The organism is uncultured Gilvimarinus sp. (assembly GCF_963975215.1).
GTDB lineage: Bacteria > Pseudomonadota > Gammaproteobacteria > Pseudomonadales > Cellvibrionaceae > Gilvimarinus.
The window spans coordinates 1-18,918 of the sequence record NZ_CAXBFW010000011.1 but is presented as its reverse complement, the minus strand read 5'-3'; the positions used below and the strand labels follow the sequence as shown (position 1 = coordinate 18,918).

19 protein-coding genes are annotated in these 18,918 nt (G+C 53.7%); 11 read left to right on the top strand and 8 right to left on the bottom strand.

Annotated features, from left to right (window positions below; translation table 11 throughout):
• The first annotated feature begins 1,048 nt into the window (after positions 1–1,048).
• From AAC019_RS09275 to AAC019_RS09260, 4 genes are all read left to right on the top strand, one after another.
• Positions 1,049–1,528: a hypothetical protein gene (locus AAC019_RS09275; protein WP_339898488.1), complete on the top strand. Its 480-nt coding sequence runs from the start codon at positions 1,049–1,051 to the stop codon at positions 1,526–1,528.
• A 31-nt stretch (positions 1,529–1,559) separates the two neighbouring features.
• Complete coding sequence (locus tag AAC019_RS09270; protein ID WP_339898486.1) at positions 1,560–2,012, top strand: hypothetical protein; 453 nt, start codon at positions 1,560–1,562, stop codon at positions 2,010–2,012.
• 18 nt (positions 2,013–2,030) lie between these two features.
• Positions 2,031–2,867 (top strand): GIY-YIG nuclease family protein, encoded by an 837-nt coding sequence (locus AAC019_RS09265; protein ID WP_339898485.1) that lies wholly within the window; start codon positions 2,031–2,033, stop codon positions 2,865–2,867.
• Between the two features lie 980 nt (positions 2,868–3,847).
• A complete protein-coding gene (locus AAC019_RS09260) occupies positions 3,848–4,204 on the top strand; it encodes a hypothetical protein (RefSeq protein ID WP_339898484.1) in 357 nt (118 codons plus the stop codon).
• 269 nt (positions 4,205–4,473) lie between these two features.
• Here the strand turns inward: AAC019_RS09260 and AAC019_RS09255 are convergent, their stop codons facing one another.
• From AAC019_RS09255 to leuS, 6 genes are all read right to left on the bottom strand, one after another.
• Entirely contained in the window at positions 4,474–5,328 is an 855-nt protein-coding gene (locus AAC019_RS09255) for a DUF3014 domain-containing protein (RefSeq protein WP_339898483.1), read from the bottom strand.
• A gap of 221 nt (positions 5,329–5,549) precedes the next feature.
• A complete protein-coding gene (locus tag AAC019_RS09250) occupies positions 5,550–6,641 on the bottom strand; it encodes a GDSL-type esterase/lipase family protein (protein WP_339898482.1) in 1,092 nt (363 codons plus the stop codon).
• Positions 6,642–6,643: 2 nt separating this feature from the next.
• Positions 6,644–7,393, bottom strand: a complete 750-nt coding sequence (locus tag AAC019_RS09245; RefSeq protein WP_339898481.1) for a GDSL-type esterase/lipase family protein — start codon at positions 7,391–7,393, stop codon at positions 6,644–6,646.
• A gap of 29 nt (positions 7,394–7,422) precedes the next feature.
• Positions 7,423–8,472 carry a DNA polymerase III subunit delta gene (gene holA, locus AAC019_RS09240; RefSeq protein ID WP_339898479.1) on the bottom strand — a complete coding sequence of 350 codons (1,050 nt, stop codon included), beginning with the start codon at positions 8,470–8,472 and terminating at the stop codon, positions 7,423–7,425.
• Positions 8,453–8,968, bottom strand: coding sequence for an LPS assembly lipoprotein LptE (gene lptE / locus AAC019_RS09235; RefSeq protein ID WP_339898477.1), 516 nt, complete (start codon positions 8,966–8,968; stop codon positions 8,453–8,455). The genes holA and lptE overlap by 20 nt, the downstream gene beginning before the upstream one ends.
• Positions 8,969–8,980: 12 nt before the next feature.
• Positions 8,981–11,443 (bottom strand): leucine--tRNA ligase, encoded by a 2,463-nt coding sequence (leuS, locus tag AAC019_RS09230; RefSeq protein ID WP_339898476.1) that lies wholly within the window; start codon positions 11,441–11,443, stop codon positions 8,981–8,983.
• A gap of 271 nt (positions 11,444–11,714) precedes the next feature.
• On the opposite strand from leuS, the gene rplU reads away from it, so the two are divergent.
• From rplU to proB, 4 genes are all read left to right on the top strand, one after another.
• Positions 11,715–12,026: a 50S ribosomal protein L21 gene (rplU, locus tag AAC019_RS09225; protein WP_339898475.1), complete on the top strand. Its 312-nt coding sequence runs from the start codon at positions 11,715–11,717 to the stop codon at positions 12,024–12,026.
• Between the two features lie 15 nt (positions 12,027–12,041).
• A complete protein-coding gene (rpmA, locus tag AAC019_RS09220) occupies positions 12,042–12,299 on the top strand; it encodes a 50S ribosomal protein L27 (protein ID WP_041522800.1) in 258 nt (85 codons plus the stop codon).
• A 162-nt stretch (positions 12,300–12,461) separates the two neighbouring features.
• Positions 12,462–13,679: an Obg family GTPase CgtA gene (gene cgtA, locus AAC019_RS09215; RefSeq protein WP_339898473.1), complete on the top strand. Its 1,218-nt coding sequence runs from the start codon at positions 12,462–12,464 to the stop codon at positions 13,677–13,679.
• A gap of 36 nt (positions 13,680–13,715) precedes the next feature.
• Complete coding sequence (gene proB, locus AAC019_RS09210) at positions 13,716–14,837, top strand: glutamate 5-kinase (protein WP_339898471.1); 1,122 nt, start codon at positions 13,716–13,718, stop codon at positions 14,835–14,837.
• Between the two features lie 66 nt (positions 14,838–14,903).
• Here proB and AAC019_RS09205 read toward each other — a convergent pair whose 3' ends face one another.
• Both AAC019_RS09205 and AAC019_RS09200 read right to left on the bottom strand, forming a co-directional pair.
• Entirely contained in the window at positions 14,904–15,080 is a 177-nt protein-coding gene (locus AAC019_RS09205; protein WP_339898470.1) for a hypothetical protein, read from the bottom strand.
• Entirely contained in the window at positions 15,077–15,280 is a 204-nt protein-coding gene (locus AAC019_RS09200) for a hypothetical protein (protein ID WP_339898468.1), read from the bottom strand. The genes AAC019_RS09205 and AAC019_RS09200 overlap by 4 nt, the downstream gene beginning before the upstream one ends.
• 378 nt (positions 15,281–15,658) lie before the next feature.
• Here AAC019_RS09200 and AAC019_RS09195 point away from each other — a divergent pair, with 378 nt between their 5' ends.
• Genes AAC019_RS09195 through AAC019_RS09185 form a run of 3 tightly spaced genes read left to right on the top strand, consistent with a single transcriptional unit; the run spans position 15,659 to position 18,749 of the window.
• The gene (locus tag AAC019_RS09195; protein ID WP_339898466.1) at positions 15,659–16,627 is read left to right on the top strand and encodes a phosphoribulokinase; all 969 of its coding nucleotides are present in this window, start codon (positions 15,659–15,661) and stop codon (positions 16,625–16,627) included.
• Positions 16,628–16,656: 29 nt separating this feature from the next.
• Positions 16,657–17,529, top strand: a complete 873-nt coding sequence (locus AAC019_RS09190; RefSeq protein ID WP_339898465.1) for an HAD-IIB family hydrolase — start codon at positions 16,657–16,659, stop codon at positions 17,527–17,529.
• Positions 17,529–18,749 carry a glycosyl transferase gene (locus tag AAC019_RS09185; protein WP_339898463.1) on the top strand — a complete coding sequence of 407 codons (1,221 nt, stop codon included), beginning with the start codon at positions 17,529–17,531 and terminating at the stop codon, positions 18,747–18,749. The genes AAC019_RS09190 and AAC019_RS09185 overlap by 1 nt, the downstream gene beginning before the upstream one ends.
• The last annotated feature ends 169 nt before the right edge of the window (positions 18,750–18,918 follow it).

Genomic DNA, 18,918 nt, shown 5'->3' with positions numbered 1-18,918 from the left:
TAAAATAGGCCTGCGCTCGGCTGGCTGCAGGGGATCTAAAGGCGGTACTTCGTAGGTGGCTTGATCGACAATGACTACCTCAACTGCTCTACTTCGTCATGCCGGCCTTGAGCCGGTATCCAGAGGCTTTGTTAGCTACGAAGTGATTCGGTGCTATACGACTGCATTGGTTGACTACTGCCTTATGTGCCCTCTGTCGCCGGGCGGGCGAGTGACTTTTCTGTTTGGCCAGAAAAGTAACCAAAAGAGGCCACCCCGGCATCTCAGCCCTAACGGGTCCCCTCGCTCCGGCCGATTTTAGCGGGCCGCATCGACACGCCGTCCATGGCGTGACGATAGCTTGCGTACGCGTCCATGCGTACTTACCCACTAAAATAGGCCTGCGCTCGGCTGGCTGCAGGGGATCTAAAGGCGGTACTTCGTAGATGGCTTGATCGACAACGGCTACCTTTATCGCTCTACTTCGTCATACCGGCCTTGAGCCGGTATCCAGTGGCTTTGTTAGCTACGAAGTGTTTTGGTGCTATACGACTGCATCGGTTGACTGCTGCCTTGTGTGCCCTGAGTCGCCATTGGGCTTTCACCGTCATGTTCGTATTCCCGGCTTGGCATAAAAATCATTATCGGTTAGTATCAGTGAAAAACAATGATTGCATAATATCGGCAAGTATTAAGACGGAGAGCAGTGTTTAAATGGAAGTTTGCTTTAAGTTCCTTTATCCCTTTCTCCTTTATCACCAAAACGCGCAACCGCGAGTTTATTGCGGTCAGGCTTACTTTTAAATGGCAAAAATAGCTCGCACTGGTTTTTAATTTAATTAAAAACAAAGGCTTACGTTGCGGGTGCGGTGTTCATTGTTAATGAGTTAGGTTGCCAGCGACAAATAATGCCGGCTTACTTTGACTTTTAAGATAAGCGGCTTGGTGGCTTTTTTCATTTTAAAATCAGTGGGGTGTGTCTTGCTGCTAAAGGGTGTTCCACAAAAGATAGGTTGCCCGGGCGGATTTTTCAATTCGCACACTAATAAGCTGTTACGAGAATACCTAGATGAATAGAGAATCCCTATGGCTGCTCGCTTTAATGCTGATGGCAAACATTGCTTTCTCGACGCCTATGCCGAAAGCCCTTTCAGTTGAAGAGGCTAAAGAGGCGGGGCTTTCTTTTAAACTGGGTTCAGGGCACGAAGACTATGAATGCGTGTGGCTAGTTATCGACCTTCCAGAGCACCTCGAAGATCAGCCTGATGCGAATATCCCAGAGGTCTTTTTACATCAAGTCCAAAGAGAAACAGGTAATCCGATCGCTTTCGCGCAGTTACAGCCGGACAAAGTAGAGGGTGGCCATCAAGTAGAAACGTGCTTTATGCTTAACCAAGAGTATCAAACACGTATTTCTTTCTATTATGGTGGGCATGGCTGGACGCCTATATCGCCCGATCCTTTCGTTATAGAGGATTTGGATGTGGTTTATCAACACCTCGTAACAATCAATTCCAACCGACGCCGGCAAGCGGGCGCGGTTGAATAAGAGCGTGAGCTTAATTAGGGATGGAATGGGAATGAATACAAAGACTGCTTTCCTTTTAGGGCCGCTCGCAAGCCCTCTTCTTGTGCTTTTCTTTGTGTTGTTCATTTCCATTGCTACTGGGTTTCAAGATGGTATCTTAGGCTTCCTTCAAAGCACCGCAATACTGTTCTCTGCATCATTCTTGTACTCATATGGTTTTACCTTACTTTTCGGCTTGCCTATTTATCTGTGGTTCATGCATATTGGGTTAGTAAGCTGGTTTGGCTTTAATTTAGGTGCCGTTTTTTCAACAGCCTTAGTTGCAGGAATAATGCTCACCTTTGGTCAAGCCTTCAGTGGCACAACGTATCTTCTACCAATTCTGTTTTTCGCGTTATGCAATGCTAACTTAATGTGGTTTATACTAAAAATTCAGTTAACAAGTCAAAGCATCGGACACAAAAATGCTAATCGCATTTTTGTGTCCGATGCTTTGAGGCGTTAATTTTCAAAGGAGACTTCATTGCAAGCTGCAACAATAAAATTATTTCTCGTCCACGGAAGTCCAAGTGGCTTGCGTACAGCTGAGGTGTCCAATTGGTCAGGTAAAGCCATAGCGGCTCCACGAACTGAAATGTCGGATCTATTAAGACGAGATGAACTAAACAGCCCTGGGTTCTATTTATTAACCGGCGTTGATCCAGAATCTGGAGACGGAACTATTTATGTAGGCGAAGCAGAGAATGTTTCAACTCGATTAAAAGGGCATGCTACAAAAGATTTCTGGAATGCGGTCACGGTATTTGTCTCAAAAGATGAAAATTTAACCAAGGCTCATATACGCTATCTAGAGGGTGTTTTAATTGATAAGGCCAACACAAATAGTAATTCTATAGTTATGAATTCGGTTGGTAGCGGGGCGCGACTCCCAGAGTCCGATGCCGCAGAAATGGATGTATTTCTTGAAAAATGTCTTCAGCTACTACCAGTCTTGGGTATATCTGATTTTAATGAAAAACTCGACCAAGTAAGTGAATCTAAAGATCTTCTTTACTGCAAAATTAAGGGGTTTACGGCAACAGGCAAAAGAACTGCAAACGGGTTTATTATTTTTTCAGGTTCGCAGGCAGTTTTGGAACATCGTCCATCGGCTGTAAATTCACGCAAGAAACGAGAGCAGCTCATCGTAAAGGGTCTTCTCCTGCAAGAAAATGATCACTTTGTATTTGCTAAAGATATTGAGTTTGGTAGTCCTAGCACAGCAGCCACAGTAGTGAGAGGTGGTGCTACGAATGGGCTGACTGCATGGAGAAACAGCAAAGGTGTATCGCTGAAGGAACAAGAGGCAAATGAAACTTAACAAAGCTAAGTACACGGACTCACACTAGCGCTCGCTCGGTGTTAGCGATTTTAGGAGACCAGATCAAAACCCCGATGCTCTTTTTTGATAATGTTTCGTAAAATTAGCCACTTAGGTCAGGCTTGTTCCGTGTGAATAAATCGAATACAGTCTGGGTTATCAAGAATCAGGATTTCTTTTCCCGGACGAGGAGTTGTCGAAAATTACTTCTTGTTCATTAATGTTAACCGTTTGAGGAACACTGCTCATCCATATCCATGGGGTGTGATATTGCCGTGGTGAATTTTACGTAGTCTTTTGAATTAACTGTGATTTTCTAGGTTATGAATATGAGCTGGCAGTACATAATTCTTTTGCCGTGGGTTTTGGTGTTGCCGGTCGGGCTATTTTTAATGCTCCGGCGCAACTGTCGGGTTAACTCGGGCTTGTGCGTTTCTTGTGGTACGCCGTTAAAGCGAGGCGGCGACTGCGCTGCATGTGCAGATGCGGGGAAGTTTTCGCTTTTGAGGTTGTCGCTGCTCGTTGCGTTTACCATCTGGGTGCTTGTTAGTTTTTCGGTATTGCGGAGGTTCGCTTTATGATAAGTGAGCAAATGCATAGCAGTCCGTGTTAAGGCTTTGGCCGGCTCGCGGTCAGCGCGTAATGCCAAAATGACAGTGGTCGGACATCACCGAATAGGCAGCTGCATCGTTAGTGAAAACCGCCGCCAATTGTTTGAGCCGGTGGAAGGTCTAGCCTCGGCGATGCTCAAAATCATAGCCTTTACCAGAACCGCACAAAAATGCGCGCCTAACACAACGGGAAACGCAGTGGTAGAAGAGGATGTCCTTGAGAGATCAGGCGCTTACGTGACTGGGTCATGGCTCCTTCTTGAGCGCGTGGTGCAGCAACCCCTTAAATTTACTTGGATTTAGGGTTGTGGCATTGTCAAATTGGAGGGTGTTCTTGAAATGCCGCATCAGTGGGAGTGAGTATAGGGTGTGCACAAATTGGTAAACTGTAAAAAACGGCTTAATAAATTTCTGGTAGTGGTGTCGATATTATTAGTGTCAGCCGTAGTATTTGAGATAGTTGCAAGAATTGTGATGGCAAATGAGCAGTATGTGGAGGAAGCAGAACAATTTTTGCGTTCAAGCTCCCGGGTTAAGGAAAAGTACGGTGAGATAAGCAACGTTAGAGTGGCAAAGCTAACATCTGTTAGTGCCACTCCAACCTCAAGTCCTTATAAAATGATAACGTTCTATATTTCTGGTGATGAGTCTGGAGTCGAGGAGGTCATTATCTCTCTCCCTAATGAACCCTCTGCGGATGATTCAATATCAATGCGATTTAGATGATGGATATTTAAAGTGGGAGTTTGATGGCTGGGTAGTGTTCATACACTTGTGTTAGCCAAAATCGAGGTGTGTTTACCGGCCAGCAGTCGAATGTCATCAACATTTAAATACCCAGGTACGGCTCAATACAATCTTTGATGTGAATCACCATTTACGGTCAGCTCGCCACGCTTGGGTATAAAAACCGTCGCCAGCGCTAACAAAAAAAGGGCCAGATCAAAACCCTGATCTGGCCCTTTCGTTACCCGTTAACCATTCTCCGTCCCCCATTAATCAACCTTCTCCAACTCCACCTTCAACTCCTCCAAATACGCTTTAACCCGCTTGCGATTCTCGGGCCCCATGCGCAGCATGAGTTTTTGCGGGTCGGGTAGGGCTTCGAGTTTGGGGTCGGCGAAGGTGTACATGACCGCTGGGCGCTGTAGCGTTAGCGGTTTGTTTACCTCGGGGGTGGCGAGCATGTTGTCGATGGCGTTTAGCGCGACTTCTTTAAAGTCGCCTTCAAGGCCTTGCTCGGCGTAGGCTTCGTTAAAGATGGGGGCCATCTCTTGGTACATGCTGGCGAGTGTGGCCGGCTCGATGGATTCCATCAGTTTTAAGTGGCGCTCGTAGCGCTGGTAGTTGTCTTCGGTTAAGCGGTACTCGGCGTCGGGGCCGCTGGTGGTTTCGATTACCTTCATGGTTGGCAGGGGCGACATAACCGGGCGGTACTGGTTGACCAGGCGGTTGTCGGCTACGCCGATGACGGCGCGCACGGTTTTGCGCACAACTTCATCGGGAACGATCAAACCCAAGAGCGGCGCTTCAACTTCTGGGGTTAGTTGCTCGTTGACGAACTCATCACTGCTGTCCAGTGGTGGCAGTTCGACTTCGGGCTCTGGTGGTGCTACCTCGGCCACTGGCTCGGGCTCAACTTCTGGCTCGGGTTCCGGCTCGGGCACGGGCGCCGGTTTGGGCTCGGGCGCCGGGGCGACAGGCTCGGGGGCGGCCACCGGCGGCGCCGGGGTTAGCTCGGGCTCGGGGGCGGAGGTTTTGTACCAGTAAATAAAGCCGCCCAGCAGCACTATAACGATAACCGCGATCACTAACACGACTGTGTTATTGGGTGCCTTGCTCTCACTCATATGTCCCACCTGATTATTACAACATTGTTGTTTGGTTTTTATCGTTTAAGGCAAAAAGCGCAACCGCTTATGCCGCGATAAAAACCAAGAGGCTGACTTAACTTTGCGTTACGCGCGTCAGTATTACAAGTATTAGAAGGTGAATTAATGTGATGGTTCGACTTTTTGGCGCATTTTGTTTCTAAGTGTCTAATGGCGCAAAAATGGTGCATCAGGGCCGCTTAAAACAGCGGCCCGATAAGAGGTTGCAGCTCGCGCGCCATGGCCCGATGTTGCGCGCCCGTGGGGTGGGCATCGCACTTATCCCCTGGGTGGTATTGCGACAGTACTTGCCGCACACGGGGGTTGTCTAGCCGCTGTACGGTGGTGGCAATATAGTCGCGCAGCACGGTTTTTTGCGGGCGCTCGGGGTCGTCGTTATCATTGACGATGGCGCCCTCTGTAAGGGCTATTTCGGCGTTTGGGTAGAGCGCCAGCAGGCGCTGGGTAAAGTCGACGTAAGTGGACACAAAGTGCTCGCGCTGTGGCAGCGGGCCTATGCCCAGGCTGAAGTCGTTGGTGCCGAGCGAAATTAAAATTACATCGGGCACAAACGCCGTTAAGTCGGCCGCTGGCGCGTCGCTATCGGCGACGGCCTGGTAAAAAAACTGCGGCGCCTGGGCCTCATCGGTGCGGCCGTTCCAGCTGCGGGTTAAACCGCGCCCGCCGTAGCACACCAGTTGGGTTTCGGCGTTGAGTTCGCGCCCCAGCAGCATGCCGTAGGAGTTGTCCGGGTCGGGCCAGCTGGCGCCAGCTTCGCAGTTGTTGTCGGCGGGGCGGTGCACGCCCTCCCCGCAGGTTACTGAGTCGCCAATCACCAGTAGTTTGCGCGCCTGGGCCTTGGGTGGGGCCAGTAACTGGCCGTTGGTAAGCTCAAAGTGGTCGATGGTGACGATGCCGCGCCAGGTTTCGCCGAGGTGGCTTAGCCGAACGCTATGGGCCTGGCCGTCGTCGGTGACCAGCGGGTACAGGCGCGGCTCGGTGGCGAGCTCGAAGCGGCGCCGGGGCTGGTCATCGACGCTAACGCCCAGGTGGGTTCCGGCCTTGGTGCTGTGCGCCATCACCATGAGGGTGCCGCCACTGATGCTGAGGTTGGCGCTAACGCTGGGGTAGCCAAAGCGTACGCCAGAGCCTTCGGTCGCCGCGGTTCGGCCGCTCCAGCGAACCTGAGGGTCCTGCGCCGCGATGTTAAGGGTTTTGTTGTCGGGGCCTGCGTGTGAGGCGCAGCCAGCGCCCGCCAGTGTGGCCAGTAGTAAAATAAAACGTGCTTTCACCGTTACTTGGCCCCGTCTTCGAGTAATTCAGACACTACCGGGCCAAGCGCCTCGGCCCATATTTCATAGCCCCGTACCGAGGGATGCAGGCGATCGGCCATTATCTCGGCGCTGATTCGCCCGTCGGCTTCTAAAAAGAGCGGGCCAAAGTCGTAGTAATCGATTCTGTCGTTATCGGCCAGGGTTTTGATGAGGGTGTTGGTTGCTTTTACCCGCTGGCGCTCGGGTGTATCGGGCATTTCGCCGTAGGGAAAGATGCCCTGCAATACGATGTGGGCGTTGGGGTAGCCGTTTAATACGCGGTTAATCACGGCCTGTACGCCGGTAAAGGTGTCCTGGGCGCTGGTGTTGTTGTGCAAAAAATTGTTTACCCCGATCAAAATCACCACAACCTCGGGGTCGAGCGCCTCTATGGCGCCGTGATCCAAACGCCACAAAAGGTTTTGGGTTAGGTCGCCGCCGATGCCAAAGTTGGCCGCCTGATAGGGACCAAAAGTGGCGTCCCAGGTCGACTGGGCTTTGTCCCAGTTGTCGGTAATCGAGTCGCCCAAAAAAACCACGCGCGCTTCTCCGGCCTCGGCGACTTTGACGTCGTCGGCGTGCTTTTGGTACCAGGTGGATAGGCTCATCCACTCAAATTGTTTGGTGCGCGGCACGGGCTCGGTGGCGGGCAGGGCGTTACCAATAGCCGAGTAACCGGTTACACCGGTAAGTAGGGCGGCGGTTAATAGGCTTTTTAGTGATGTCTTCATGGCATGAGGTCTTTGTTGGATAGTTGCTTTTAGAGTTTTAGGCCAAGGCGTACATTGGCGGGTTTTAAGCTTACCACACCGGAAAAGCTCAGGACTAAGTCGAGTAGCTCGTCCCACGGGTTGGCGTTGCGCATGCCTTTAATGGCGCGATCTACGCCATTGGCCTGACGCAATAATAACTGGAGTTGGCCGCCGCTTAAGCGATTAAGGGCGGTGCCCATAATCGCCTGGCGTTTGGCCCAGACGCCGGCCTGCTTCATGGCCCAGTCTTTGTGCCGGCCCTGGGCAATCAGCTGCGCGCATTGCAGCAGTTGGCGAATGTCCCGGGTCAGCGCCCACAGTACGGCGGGTGCTTCGGTGCCCTCAGAGCGCAGCCCGTGCAGGCTTTTAACGGCGCCGCGCGCGTCTCCGGCCAGGGCTTTATCGGCCAGGGTAAAAATATCGTAGCGGGCGCTGTCGGCGACCACGGATGCCATCAGCTGGCTGCTGATAACGCCGTCGTCGGTGAGCAGCTTGAGCTTTTCGATCTCTTGCACCGCGGCCAACAGGTTACCCTCGATACGCGATACCAGCAGGTCGATGGCACCGCTATCGGCACTGAGCCCGGCACTTTGTAGGCGCGCGCCCACCCAGCGCGGCAGCTGTGCGGCATCCACCGGCCAAATAGCTAAGTGGGCACCGGCCGATTCGAGGGCTTTGTACCACTTACTGCGCTGCGCGCTGCCGTCCAGCTTGCCCGTTACAATCAGCAGCAGGGTGTCGTCCGGTGGGGCGCTGGCGTATTCGGTGAGCGCCCGGGCGCCTTTGTCGCCGGGCTTGCCGTTGGGGATGCGCAGTTCAATGATTTTTTTGCTGGCAAACAGCGATAAGCTGTTGGCGCTGGCGTGCAGTATCCCCCAGTCGAAGCTTGGGTCTACGTGGTGCAGCTCGCGCTCGGTAAAATCCTGAGCGCGTGCGGCGTGGCGAATGGCATCGCAGGCCTCTTGTACCAGTAGCGGCTCGTCGCCGCTAACCAGGTAAATCGGGGCCAGCGTGCCGTTCAGCGCGCGGCTGAGTTGTTCACTGCGTAGTTTCGCCATCGGCGCCGTTGTTGTCCTGCAGTAAAATGTAAGCGCGGCGCATCATCTGTTGCACCAGCTCTATCCGCATTTCGCCTTTCAGGATTTCTTCTTCACGTTCCAGGCCAGTGGAGTCGGTGGCATCGTAGGTGCGGGTGACCCGCGCCTGCTCTTGTTCGCCCAGCGGGATATTGTCGGCGGTTAAAATTTGGTAGCGCACCATAAGCGTGAGCGAGTAAGCGCTGGCAAGCGTGTCGGCGCCAATACCCACGGTACGGCGGCGGGTGGTTTCGTCACCCAGCGCCAGTATGTACTCGGGGTTTTCGTTGCGGGCAACGATGGCGATATCCTGGCTGGCAAGCGAGCGCTCCAGCTCACGCAGCAGCTCGGTGTGCTCTTCTGTGCTGGCCACGTAAATCCGCTCGATATCCAGCGGCGGATTTAAACTGCCGCGCAAATGCCAGCCGCAGGCACTGGTAAGCAGTAGCAGTGACAGGCTTAAAATCAGCGCTTTCATGGGCAATTCCTTTTAATTGGCAACGATGTTGACGAGTTTGTTGGGCACGACAATTACCTTGCGCACCGTGGCGCCCTCAATAAAGCGCTGCACATTTTGTTGCGCCAGCGCCAGCGCCTCGACATCGGCGCGCTCGGCATCCACCGGAGCTTGCACTTTATCGCGCACTTTACCGTTGACCTGAACCACAATTTCGATGCTGCTGCGCTTGAGCGCGGCCTCATCGACGCTCGGCCAGGGGGCGTCCAGCGGAATGTCGCTGTGGCCCAGCGCTTGCCACAGTGAGTGGCTAATATGGGGCACGATGGGCGCCAGCAGCAAAATAGCGGCGCTCAGGGCCTCGCGCTCTACCGCTAGGCCCTGGCCCGTGCTGCGGTCGGCCAGCTTGCTGACGTCGTTCATCAGCTCCATCACCGCGGCGATGGCGGTGTTAAAGGTTTGTCGGCGGCCGTAGTCGTCGCTGACTTTGCTGATGGTCTCGTGGGTTTTACGGCGCAAATCGCGCTGGGCGTCGTTTAGGTTGTCGGCGTCCAGGGTGTCGGGTGTGCCAGCGGCTAAGTGGCCGTGCAGGCTCTTCCACAGGCGGCGTAAAAAGCGGTGCGCGCCCTCAACGCCCGAGTCGCTCCACTCCATGCTCTGCTCAGGTGGCGCGGCAAACATCGAGAACAAGCGTACCGTATCGGCGCCGTACTGCTCGATGAGCTCGGCCGGGTCGACGGTGTTGCCTTTGGATTTACTCATTTTGGTGCCGTCTTTAAGCACCATGCCCTGGCACAGTAACTTCTCGAACGGCTCGTCGCAGTCGACCAGGCCCTCGTCACGCATCAGCTTGTGAAAGAAGCGCGCGTATAAAAGGTGCAAGATGGCGTGCTCGATGCCACCCACATACTGATCGACCGGCAGCCAGTAGTTGGCGGCGTCTGAGTCGAGCATGCCCTCGGTGTAGTTGGGGCAGGTGTAGCGGGCGTAGTACCAGGACGACTCCATAAAGGTATCAAAGGTGTCGGTTTCGCGCTCGGCGCTCTGGCCGTCGATCTCGGTTTTGCGCCACTCGGGGTCGGCTTTAATGGGCGACTGTACGCCGTCCATGACCACATCTTCAGGCAGTAATACAGGAAGCTTGCTGGCCGGCACCGGAATTTCGCCGCCGTCCGGCAGGTTGAGCATTGGGATTGGCGTGCCCCAATAACGCTGGCGTGAGACGCCCCAGTCGCGCAGGCGGTAGTTGGTTTGCACCTGGCCTTTTTGCGCGGCTTTTAGGGTTTGGGCAATGGCATCAAAGGCGGCTTTAAAGTCCAGCCCGTCGTATTCGCCCGAGTTAACCAGTACGCCTTTGTCGACAAAGGCCTCTTTGCTTAGGTCGATCGCGCTGCCGTCTTGGGGCGCAATAACTTGCTGAATGGGTAAGTTGTAGGTTTTGGCAAACTCATAGTCGCGCTGATCGTGGGCGGGTACAGCCATCACTGCACCCGAGCCGTAATCCATCAGCACATAGTTGGCCACCCACACCGAGACCTGGTCGCCGGTAATGGGGTGCAGGGCTTTTAAGCCGGTATCCATGCCTTTTTTGTCCATGGCGGCCATATCGGCCTCGGCCACAGATTGCTCTTTACACTCGGCAATAAAAGTAGCCAGAGCGGGGTTGTTGGCGGCAAGCTCGGCGGCAATGGGATGCTCGGCGGCGAGGCTGACGTAGGTTACGCCCATAATGGTGTCGGGGCGGGTGGTGTAAACGTCAAAGCCGGTGTGCTCGCCCACCGGCTGCGCCAGATTAAAGCGCATATCAATGCCGCGACTTTTACCAATCCAGTTGCGCTGCATGGTTTTTACTTGCTCGGGCCAGTGCGGCAGCTTGTCGAGGTCTTTGAGCAGCTCGTCGGCGTAGGCGGTGATTTTAATAAACCACTGGGCCAGCTCACGGCGCTGTACGGTGGTGCCGCAGCGCCAGCAGCAGCCGTCTTCAACCTGTTCGTTGGCCAGCACGGTTTGGTCTGTGGGGCACCAGTTAACCGCTGAGTTCTTTTTATACACCAGGCCTTTTTCGTACAGGCGGGTAAAAAACCACTGCTCCCAGCGGTAATAGTCGCTCTGGCAGGTGGCCAGCTCGCGGGACCAGTCAAAGCCAAAGCCCAGCTGCTTAAGCTGGCCCTTCATATAATCGACGTTAGAGTAAGTCCACTTGGCCGGCGCGGTGTTGTTTTTGATGGCGGCGTTTTCCGCCGGTAGGCCAAAGGCGTCCCAACCCATGGGATGCAGCACGTTTTTGCCCTGCATACGCTGGAAGCGGGCGATCACGTCCGAGATGGTATAATTGCGCACATGCCCCATGTGTAGCTTGCCGCTGGGGTAGGGGAACATGGCCAGGCAGTAGAATTTCTCGCGGCTGGTGTCTTCGCGTACCGCAAAGCTTTGCTGTTCTTCCCAGTGTTGTTGGGCGTTAGATTCTACCTCGGAGGGGTGATATTGCTCTTGCATTGGGGCCAAAATTCCCTGCGTTTGTGGGTTGATGATAAGTATACGATCATAAAAGACTCGGCATTATAGGGTCTCGCAGGCCATAACACCAAGGGGCGGCTCGGACGCGCCAGAGACCCATAATATACACTAAATAATTGTTGATAGGCCTTGCCATGGGGGGCGGTTTCGCCTAAAATCGCCGCCCCTAAAGCTGATGATACGGCGCAAGTCCTTTAAATACGTGGCAAAGCTGCGTAACTTCGTGCCGTCCAAGACGATTGGAGCATATATGTACGCTATTTTTGAAAGCGGTGGTAAGCAGCATCGCGTAGTGGAAGGTGAAACCCTGAAGCTCGAAAAAATCGAAGTCGCCACTGGCGAGAAAATCGAATTCGATAAAGTTTATCTGGTTGCCAACGGTGACGACGTCAAAATTGGCGGTCCGGTTGTCGATGGTGCCAAAGTGACTGCCGAGGTAGTCAGCCACGGCCGTGCGGATAAGGTGAAAATCATCAAGTTCCGTCGTCGTAAGCACTCTATGAAGCGTCAGGGCCACCGTCAGTGGTTTACTGAAGTAAAAATCACCGGTATCACAGGTTAATCCAGGAGTTGACTCATGGCTCATAAAAAAGCAGGCGGTAGTACTCGCAACGGTCGCGATTCGGAAAGTAAACGCCTTGGCGTTAAATGTTTCGGCGGCCAAACAGTTTCTGCAGGTAGCATCATCGTTCGTCAACGTGGCACCAAGTTCCACGCCGGCGCCAACGTAGGTATCGGTAAAGATCACACTTTGTTTGCCAAGGCAGACGGTCAAATTAAATTTGACGTTAAAGGTGAGCACAACCGTCGTTTTGTTAGCGTTGTAAGCGCTTAAAACGTTCGCACCTGAGACTCGGTTAAGGGGTTTTACCCCGGCGCCGAACTGAAAAGAGCCCCGTCGTACGCGATGGGGCTCTTTTTGTTTGTTAGATCTCTTTATTTGTTAGAATAATGTTTTACGCCACGGGGCGTATAAGCCAATAGCGCGGGAGTTGCTGTGAAATTTGTCGATGAAGCACCCATTGTTGTCGAGGCGGGTAAGGGCGGAAACGGATGCCTAAGCTTTCGCCGCGAAAAGTTTATCGCGAAAGGCGGCCCCGATGGCGGTGACGGCGGCGATGGCGGCAGCATTTTCTTAAAAGCTGATGAAAACCTAAACACCCTGATTGACTACCGCTACCAGCGGCGCTTTCGGGCCCAGAGTGGTGAATCGGGCCGGGGTAAGGACTGCCGTGGCAAAAGCGGCGAGGATTTAACCCTGCCGGTGCCGGTGGGTACCACGGTAATTGATGTGGATACCGGCGAGACGCTGGGCGACTTAACCGAAATAGGCCAGGAGCTTAAAGTCGCCCAGGGTGGCTTTCACGGTTTGGGTAACGCGCGTTTTAAATCCAGTACTAACCGCGCGCCACGACAAACGTCGCCGGGCAGCGAAGGCGAGGTTCGCGAAATTAAGCTCGAGATGAAAGTACTGGCCGATGTGGGCCTGCTCGGGCTACCTAACGCTGGCAAAAGTACCTTTATTCGCTCGGTCAGCTCGGCTACGCCAAAAGTGGCCGATTACCCCTTTACCACCCTGGTACCTAACCTTGGGGTGGTAAAAGTTCAGGCGCACCGCAGCTTTGTGGTGGCGGATATTCCAGGTGTGATTGAGGGCGCCGCCGATGGCGCCGGCTTAGGGATTCGCTTTTTAAAGCATTTAACCCGCTGCCGTGTGTTGCTGCATTTGGTGGATGTATTGCCGCCCGATGGCTCTGATCCGGTGGCCAATGTGCAGGCGATCTCGCGGGAGATTACCACCTTTAGCCCGTCGCTGGCACAGCGTGAGCGCTGGTTGGTGCTTAATAAAATTGATTTGCTGCCCGATGACGAGCGCGAGCAGCGCTGCCAGGAGATTATCAACGCGTTAGATTGGCAGGGGCCGGTGTATACAATTGCGGCGGCCAGCTCGCTCGGTACAGAGGCATTAACCTCGGCGCTGATGAAGCATCTGGAAGCCCAGTGGCAAAGCGAGCGCGACGACCCGGAGCTGAAGCAAGCCGAGTACGATTTTCAAGATCGCATGCAGGCCGAGGTACGCGAGCGTATCGACACCTTGCGCGAGCAACACCGGGCGGCCCGCAAAGCGGCCAAAGCTGGCGAGAACAGTAGTGACGATGACGACGACTTTTACGACGACGACGATGATGACGTCGAAGTGGTGTACGTCCCCTGATCGGCGCAGCATTGTAAACGTTGAGTGTAAGGATTCATGAGTCGACGCGATCAAATAAAAACGGCCCGCCGCTGGGTGATTAAAATTGGCAGCGCGCTGCTGACCAATGACGGTAAAGGTTTAAACTACGCCGGTATCGCCCACTGGGCCGAGCAAATGGCCGAGCTTAAAAAGCAGGGTATCGAGCTGGTGCTGGTTTCCTCCGGTGCGGTGGCGGCCGGTATGACCCGCCTGGGTTGGACCGAGCGGCCCACCGAGTTGCACCGCTTGCAGGCGGCCGCTGCGGTGGGCCAGATGGGGCTGATTCAAAACTACGAGGCCGAGTTTGCCCGCTTTGGTTTGCACACCGCCCAGGTGTTGCTCGATCACGACGATCTTTCGTCGCGCGAGCGTTACCTCAATGCCCGCTCCACGTTAATTACCTTATTAGAGTTAGACGTGGTGTCGGTGGTCAACGAAAACGATACGGTGGTAACCGATGAAATTCGTTTTGGTGATAACGACACCTTAGGCGCTCTGGTTGCCAACTTAATTGACGCCGACTTGCTGGTTATTTTGACTGATCAGGACGGTATGTTTGATGCCGATCCACGCAGTAACCCTGCGGCACAATTAATCTCAGAGGTGGCCGCAGCCGATCAATCACTCGATGCAATGGCCGGTGACGGCGGCAGCCTGGGCCGTGGCGGCATGATCACCAAAGTGCGCGCGGCTCGCGTGGCGGCGCGCTCTGGCGCCGATACTGTGATTGTGGGTGGCCGGCAAGATAACGCGCTTAAACGGTTAGCGGCCGGCGATAACATCGGTACCTTTTTATGGGCCGACCAAGAGCCGCAAGCGGCGCGCAAGCGTTGGTTGGCCGGGCACTTACAAACCCGCGGCACTTTAGTGCTGGATGACGGCGCGGTAAAGGTATTGTCCGGACAGGGCAGAAGCTTGTTACCGGTGGGCGTAAAAAGTGTTCAGGGTAAATTCCGCCGCGGTGATATGGTGGTGTGTGTTAACAGTGCCGGGCGCGAAATCGCCCGTGGTCTGGTTAATTATTCGGTGGACGATGCGCGCAAAATTATCGGCGAGCCGAGCAGCCAGATTGCGGCTTTACTTGGCTATCAAGGGGATGAAGAGTTAATCCACCGCGATAACATGGTACTGAGTTAGCCGCACCCGCAGCGGCCGGTTATAAAAAGCCCGTGAGCAAACCGCTCGCGGGCTTTTTTGTGGGCACTACAGCCGGTTTGGGGTAGGCATCTGCTCGGCCTCATCGTCATCGGCGTTCAGATCGTTAAAATTGTCCAGATAGAACTTAAAACATCTATTAAACGAGAAAGTGTTGTTCTCGCTGCAGGGCTCCGCCAGGATACCTGATTGCTGGAATATGGTGCAGGAGACAATAGCATTCATATGGGCGATCCTTTGTCGTTAAAGACGTCGCCATGATCTTTAATAAAGCTCGGCTCGGTGGTTAAAAATACCGTCGGATCTTGCTCTGAGCCGGGCAGGCGGGCGTTGGCTGAGTCGTGCGGGTCGGGTTTAGGTTGCGTGCAAAAGTCATGAAGCTCCCACTCGCCCACCGGTTGATCGTAGCGGTCGGTTTTATTCACTCGCGCGCAGCTCTCACTTGTCCGTCTAAAAACGCTCATAGTTACCCACGGTATTAATGTCTAAATTGTCTTCTTTAAAGTGATAGGCGTCGTCGCCGTAGTAGTAGCGCTACGTCGCCGGCCGCACGCGCCCAACAAACCTTTTTACCGCTAACCGATTTACACTGTATAGCCAATTGTCGCCTCTGGGGTGATTGGCGCGTGGCTCAGCCAATGGGTGATTAAAAGGCTAACCTAAATACGCTAATCGCTTAACCGGGCCCACGTTGGCCTGGTCACCCCCCTGTCACGCTGATGGATTATTCTGTTTGGCAAGCTTTGTGCTTTGTCATTGTTACCCTTGTCATAAAGCGCGAGGGCAATCAAAAAGGAAGTGCTATGTCCGAACATCCTGAGTCGTTGTGGCCCAAATCATTTCTCGAATTAGGTCGCGTGCCGGGCAGCGACCACCCGATGATAGATTTTGTTGCGCGAGAACTTGCCTTGCCAACTGGTGTTGCCGAGCAATTGGTTCATAGTTACGCACCTCTGGCGAGTTACTGCGCCGCGAGGGTTGAAGCGAGCCCTTACGCTCCCGTGGTGGTGGGTATCAATGGCGCGCAGGGCACCGGTAAGTCTACCGCCGCGCATATTTTGCAACATTTGTTGCAACAGCAATTTGATCTGTCGGTGTGTCAGATATCCATCGACGATTTGTATCTCTCGCACGCCAGCCGGCAGAAGCTTGCGCAGCAGATACACCCTTTGCTGGCGACCCGAGGTGTTCCCGGCACTCACGATTTAGCGCTGGCATTGGATGTGTTTGCCCAGTTGGCCGGTGCGCAACCGGGCACCCAAACCATGATCCCGCGGTTTAACAAAGCGGTGGACGACCGCTGCCCCCCCGAGCAGTGGGATATTGTTGTGGGGCGCCCCCAGGTAATTATTTTTGAAGGCTGGTGCGTTGGCGCACGGGCGCAGCGTAGCAGTGATTTAGCCCAGCCGGTCAACCCCTTAGAGGCCGAAGACGATAGCAGTGGAGTGTGGCGTGAATTTGTTAACCAGCAGCTGCGAGAGTATCAACAGCTGTTCGATAAACTGACTATGCTGGTGATGTTAAAGGCGCTCTCGTTTGATCAGGTGCTTGAGTGGAGGCAGTTGCAGGAACAAAAACTACGCGACACCTTAAGCCCCGATGAGCTTGCACACTCGCGGGTTATGAACCCCACCCAGATCGAGCGGTTTATTGCTCACTACGAGCGTTTAACCCGCTGGATGCTCCAGGAGATGCCAGCGCGCGCGGATATTTTACTCAGCCTGCAGGCCGACCACAGCATCGCTAAAATCGACACTCGTATTAGCCCATAAAATCGTGCTCGACGCGTTAGGAGATGGTTTTGAGTTCACCCGTTGTAGACGCATTCGCCCCGGCTAACGTTAGCACGTTAGTCTTTACCGATTTAGACGGCACCTTATTAAATCACGACGATTACTCTTATGAGGCGGCCTTGCCAGCTATTAAGACGCTGCGAGAGCAGAATATCCCGCTGATTTTGGTCTCTAGTAAAACCCGGGCCGAGATGGCCCAGCTGTGCCGCGAGCTAGCGATTACCGACCCTTACGTCTGTGAAAATGGCAGCTTGATTGTGCTGCCCGATACATGGGTAAAGCACATGGGACTGGCTAGCGATGGCTTTAGTTTTAGCGACGGTGCCTGGCAATTTGTGCAGGGGGCCGATCGACAACAAATCACCGCGCTGCTGGCCGGCTTAAAGCCGAGATTTAATTTTACCGGCTTTGCCGATATGACAGTTACCCAGGTGATTGAGTGCACCGGTTTAAGCGAGGAGGGAGCCGCTCAGGCCAAGCAGCGCTTTGCCACCGAACCGCTGCTGTGGCACGACTCTGGTGCGGCCCTTGACGAGTTTGCCCAACAATTAGGCGTGCATGATTTGCGGGTTGTTAAAGGCGGGCGTTTTTATCATGTGATGGCCCATTGCGATAAATCGGATGCGGTACGTTATTTGCTGAACACCTATGAGTCCCATTATGGGGCGAAAGTAAAGAGTATTGCCTTGGGCGATAGCCCTAATGACCTGGTGATGCTCAAAGAGGTGGATCAGGCGGTGGTGATGCCGCACAAAGATGGAACCTACATGCACGATGATAAGCTCTTGGGCGAGATTCGTGCACCACAAGAGGGCGCGAGCGGTTGGCGCGTTGGAGTTGAAGCAGCCCTGCAAAAGCTGCGTAATGGCGAGGAAGCGTAATGAGCGATTTTTTTCAGAATGGTCGTATCGGAACACTGCACAATTTAGGTGACCGTCCCATTGAAGAGTTAGAGGCCGAGTTGCTTGAGTGGAGTAAGCAAAAACCTATGTGCCTAGTGTTGCCTTGCCTGTACTCGGAGTTAGAAGGCCCGGCCATGGAAAACATTGTCGATGAGTTGTCCAAAGTGCCATTTTTAGATGAGATTATTATTGGGCTCGATCGCGCCGATGAAGAGCAGTACAAAAAAGCCAAAAAATTCTTTGCCCGTTTACCGCAAAAGCACTCTATATTGTGGAACGATGGCCCCCGCTTAAAAGCGGTCGATAAGGTGCTGGACGAAGTGGGCCTGGCCCCTCAACAGTTGGGTAAAGGCCGTAACGTTTGGTATTGTCTGGGGTATGCGCTGGCCAAAGGTCGCGCCCGCGCCGTGGCCCTGCACGATTGCGATATAGTTACTTACAAACGCGACATCGTTGCCAAACTGTTTTACCCCATCGCGCACCCCACCTTTAATTACATGTTCTGTAAGGGCTATTACTACCGCGCCGCCGGCGGCAAGTTAAATGGCCGGGTGAGTCGCTTGCTGGTATCGCCGCTGGTGCGCGCCTTGCAAAAAGTCTGTGGTCACAACGATTACTTAGATTTTATCGACAGCTTCCGCTACGCCCTGGCCGGTGAGTTCTCGATGAGTATGGATGTGGTCAGCTCGATCCGTATTCCCAGTGATTGGGGCTTAGAGATTGGTGTGTTGTCTGAGGTAAACCGCCGTTACTCCGATGAGCGTGTGTGTCAGGTGGATATTGCCGATGCTTACGATCATAAGCATCAGGATTTGTCGGCCGAGAATCCGGATGGCGGCCTGTCAAAAATGAGCACCGATATTTCTAAGTCGTTCTTTCGCAAGCTCGCCATTAAAGGCGTAGTGTTTACCCCCGAGGTGTTTCGCACCTTAAAAGCCAGCTACTACCGCTTAGCGTTGGATTTAATCGACCGCTACCACAATGATGCGGTGATTAACGGCATGACGCTTGATCGCAACAAAGAGGAAGAAACTGTCGAGCAGTTTACCCAGTGCATTATGCGCGCCGGCGAGCAGTTTTTAAATGATCCAACCGAAAAACCGTTTATGGCGAATTGGTCGCGTGTGTTAAGTGCTGTGCCTGACGTTTATACACGTTTGCTGGAGGCGGTGGAAAAAGATACGAAGGAGATTGGTTGATCTCGCGGGGTACGGTGGATGGACAATGGGAAACCTGATTGGGCCGGGCGCCTGATGTCGGATGCGAGTAGAAAGTGAGGAGCGGTTGACGGGGAGTGGTGGACGAATAAAATTCCGTCACCCGTCACCCGTCACCCGTCACCCGTCACCCGTCACCCGTCACCCGTCA

Excerpts from the sequence above, each read along its gene's own strand:
- AAC019_RS09275 (WP_339898488.1), top strand. The coding sequence starts at position 1,049 with ATGAATAGAGAATCCCTATGGCTGCTCGCTTTAATGCTGATGGCAAAC.
- AAC019_RS09270 (WP_339898486.1), top strand. The coding sequence starts at position 1,560 with ATGAATACAAAGACTGCTTTCCTTTTAGGGCCGCTCGCAAGCCCTCTT.
- AAC019_RS09255 (WP_339898483.1), bottom strand. The coding sequence starts at position 5,328 with ATGAGTGAGAGCAAGGCACCCAATAACACAGTCGTGTTAGTGATCGCG.
- AAC019_RS09245 (WP_339898481.1), bottom strand. The coding sequence starts at position 7,393 with ATGAAGACATCACTAAAAAGCCTATTAACCGCCGCCCTACTTACCGGT.
- holA (WP_339898479.1), bottom strand. The coding sequence starts at position 8,472 with ATGGCGAAACTACGCAGTGAACAACTCAGCCGCGCGCTGAACGGCACG.
- lptE (WP_339898477.1), bottom strand. The coding sequence starts at position 8,968 with ATGAAAGCGCTGATTTTAAGCCTGTCACTGCTACTGCTTACCAGTGCC.
- leuS (WP_339898476.1), bottom strand. The coding sequence starts at position 11,443 with ATGCAAGAGCAATATCACCCCTCCGAGGTAGAATCTAACGCCCAACAA.
- rplU (WP_339898475.1), top strand. The coding sequence starts at position 11,715 with ATGTACGCTATTTTTGAAAGCGGTGGTAAGCAGCATCGCGTAGTGGAA.
- rpmA (WP_041522800.1), top strand. The coding sequence starts at position 12,042 with ATGGCTCATAAAAAAGCAGGCGGTAGTACTCGCAACGGTCGCGATTCG.
- proB (WP_339898471.1), top strand. The coding sequence starts at position 13,716 with ATGAGTCGACGCGATCAAATAAAAACGGCCCGCCGCTGGGTGATTAAA.
- AAC019_RS09205 (WP_339898470.1), bottom strand. The coding sequence starts at position 15,080 with ATGAATGCTATTGTCTCCTGCACCATATTCCAGCAATCAGGTATCCTG.
- AAC019_RS09195 (WP_339898466.1), top strand. The coding sequence starts at position 15,659 with ATGTCCGAACATCCTGAGTCGTTGTGGCCCAAATCATTTCTCGAATTA.
- AAC019_RS09185 (WP_339898463.1), top strand. The coding sequence starts at position 17,529 with ATGAGCGATTTTTTTCAGAATGGTCGTATCGGAACACTGCACAATTTA.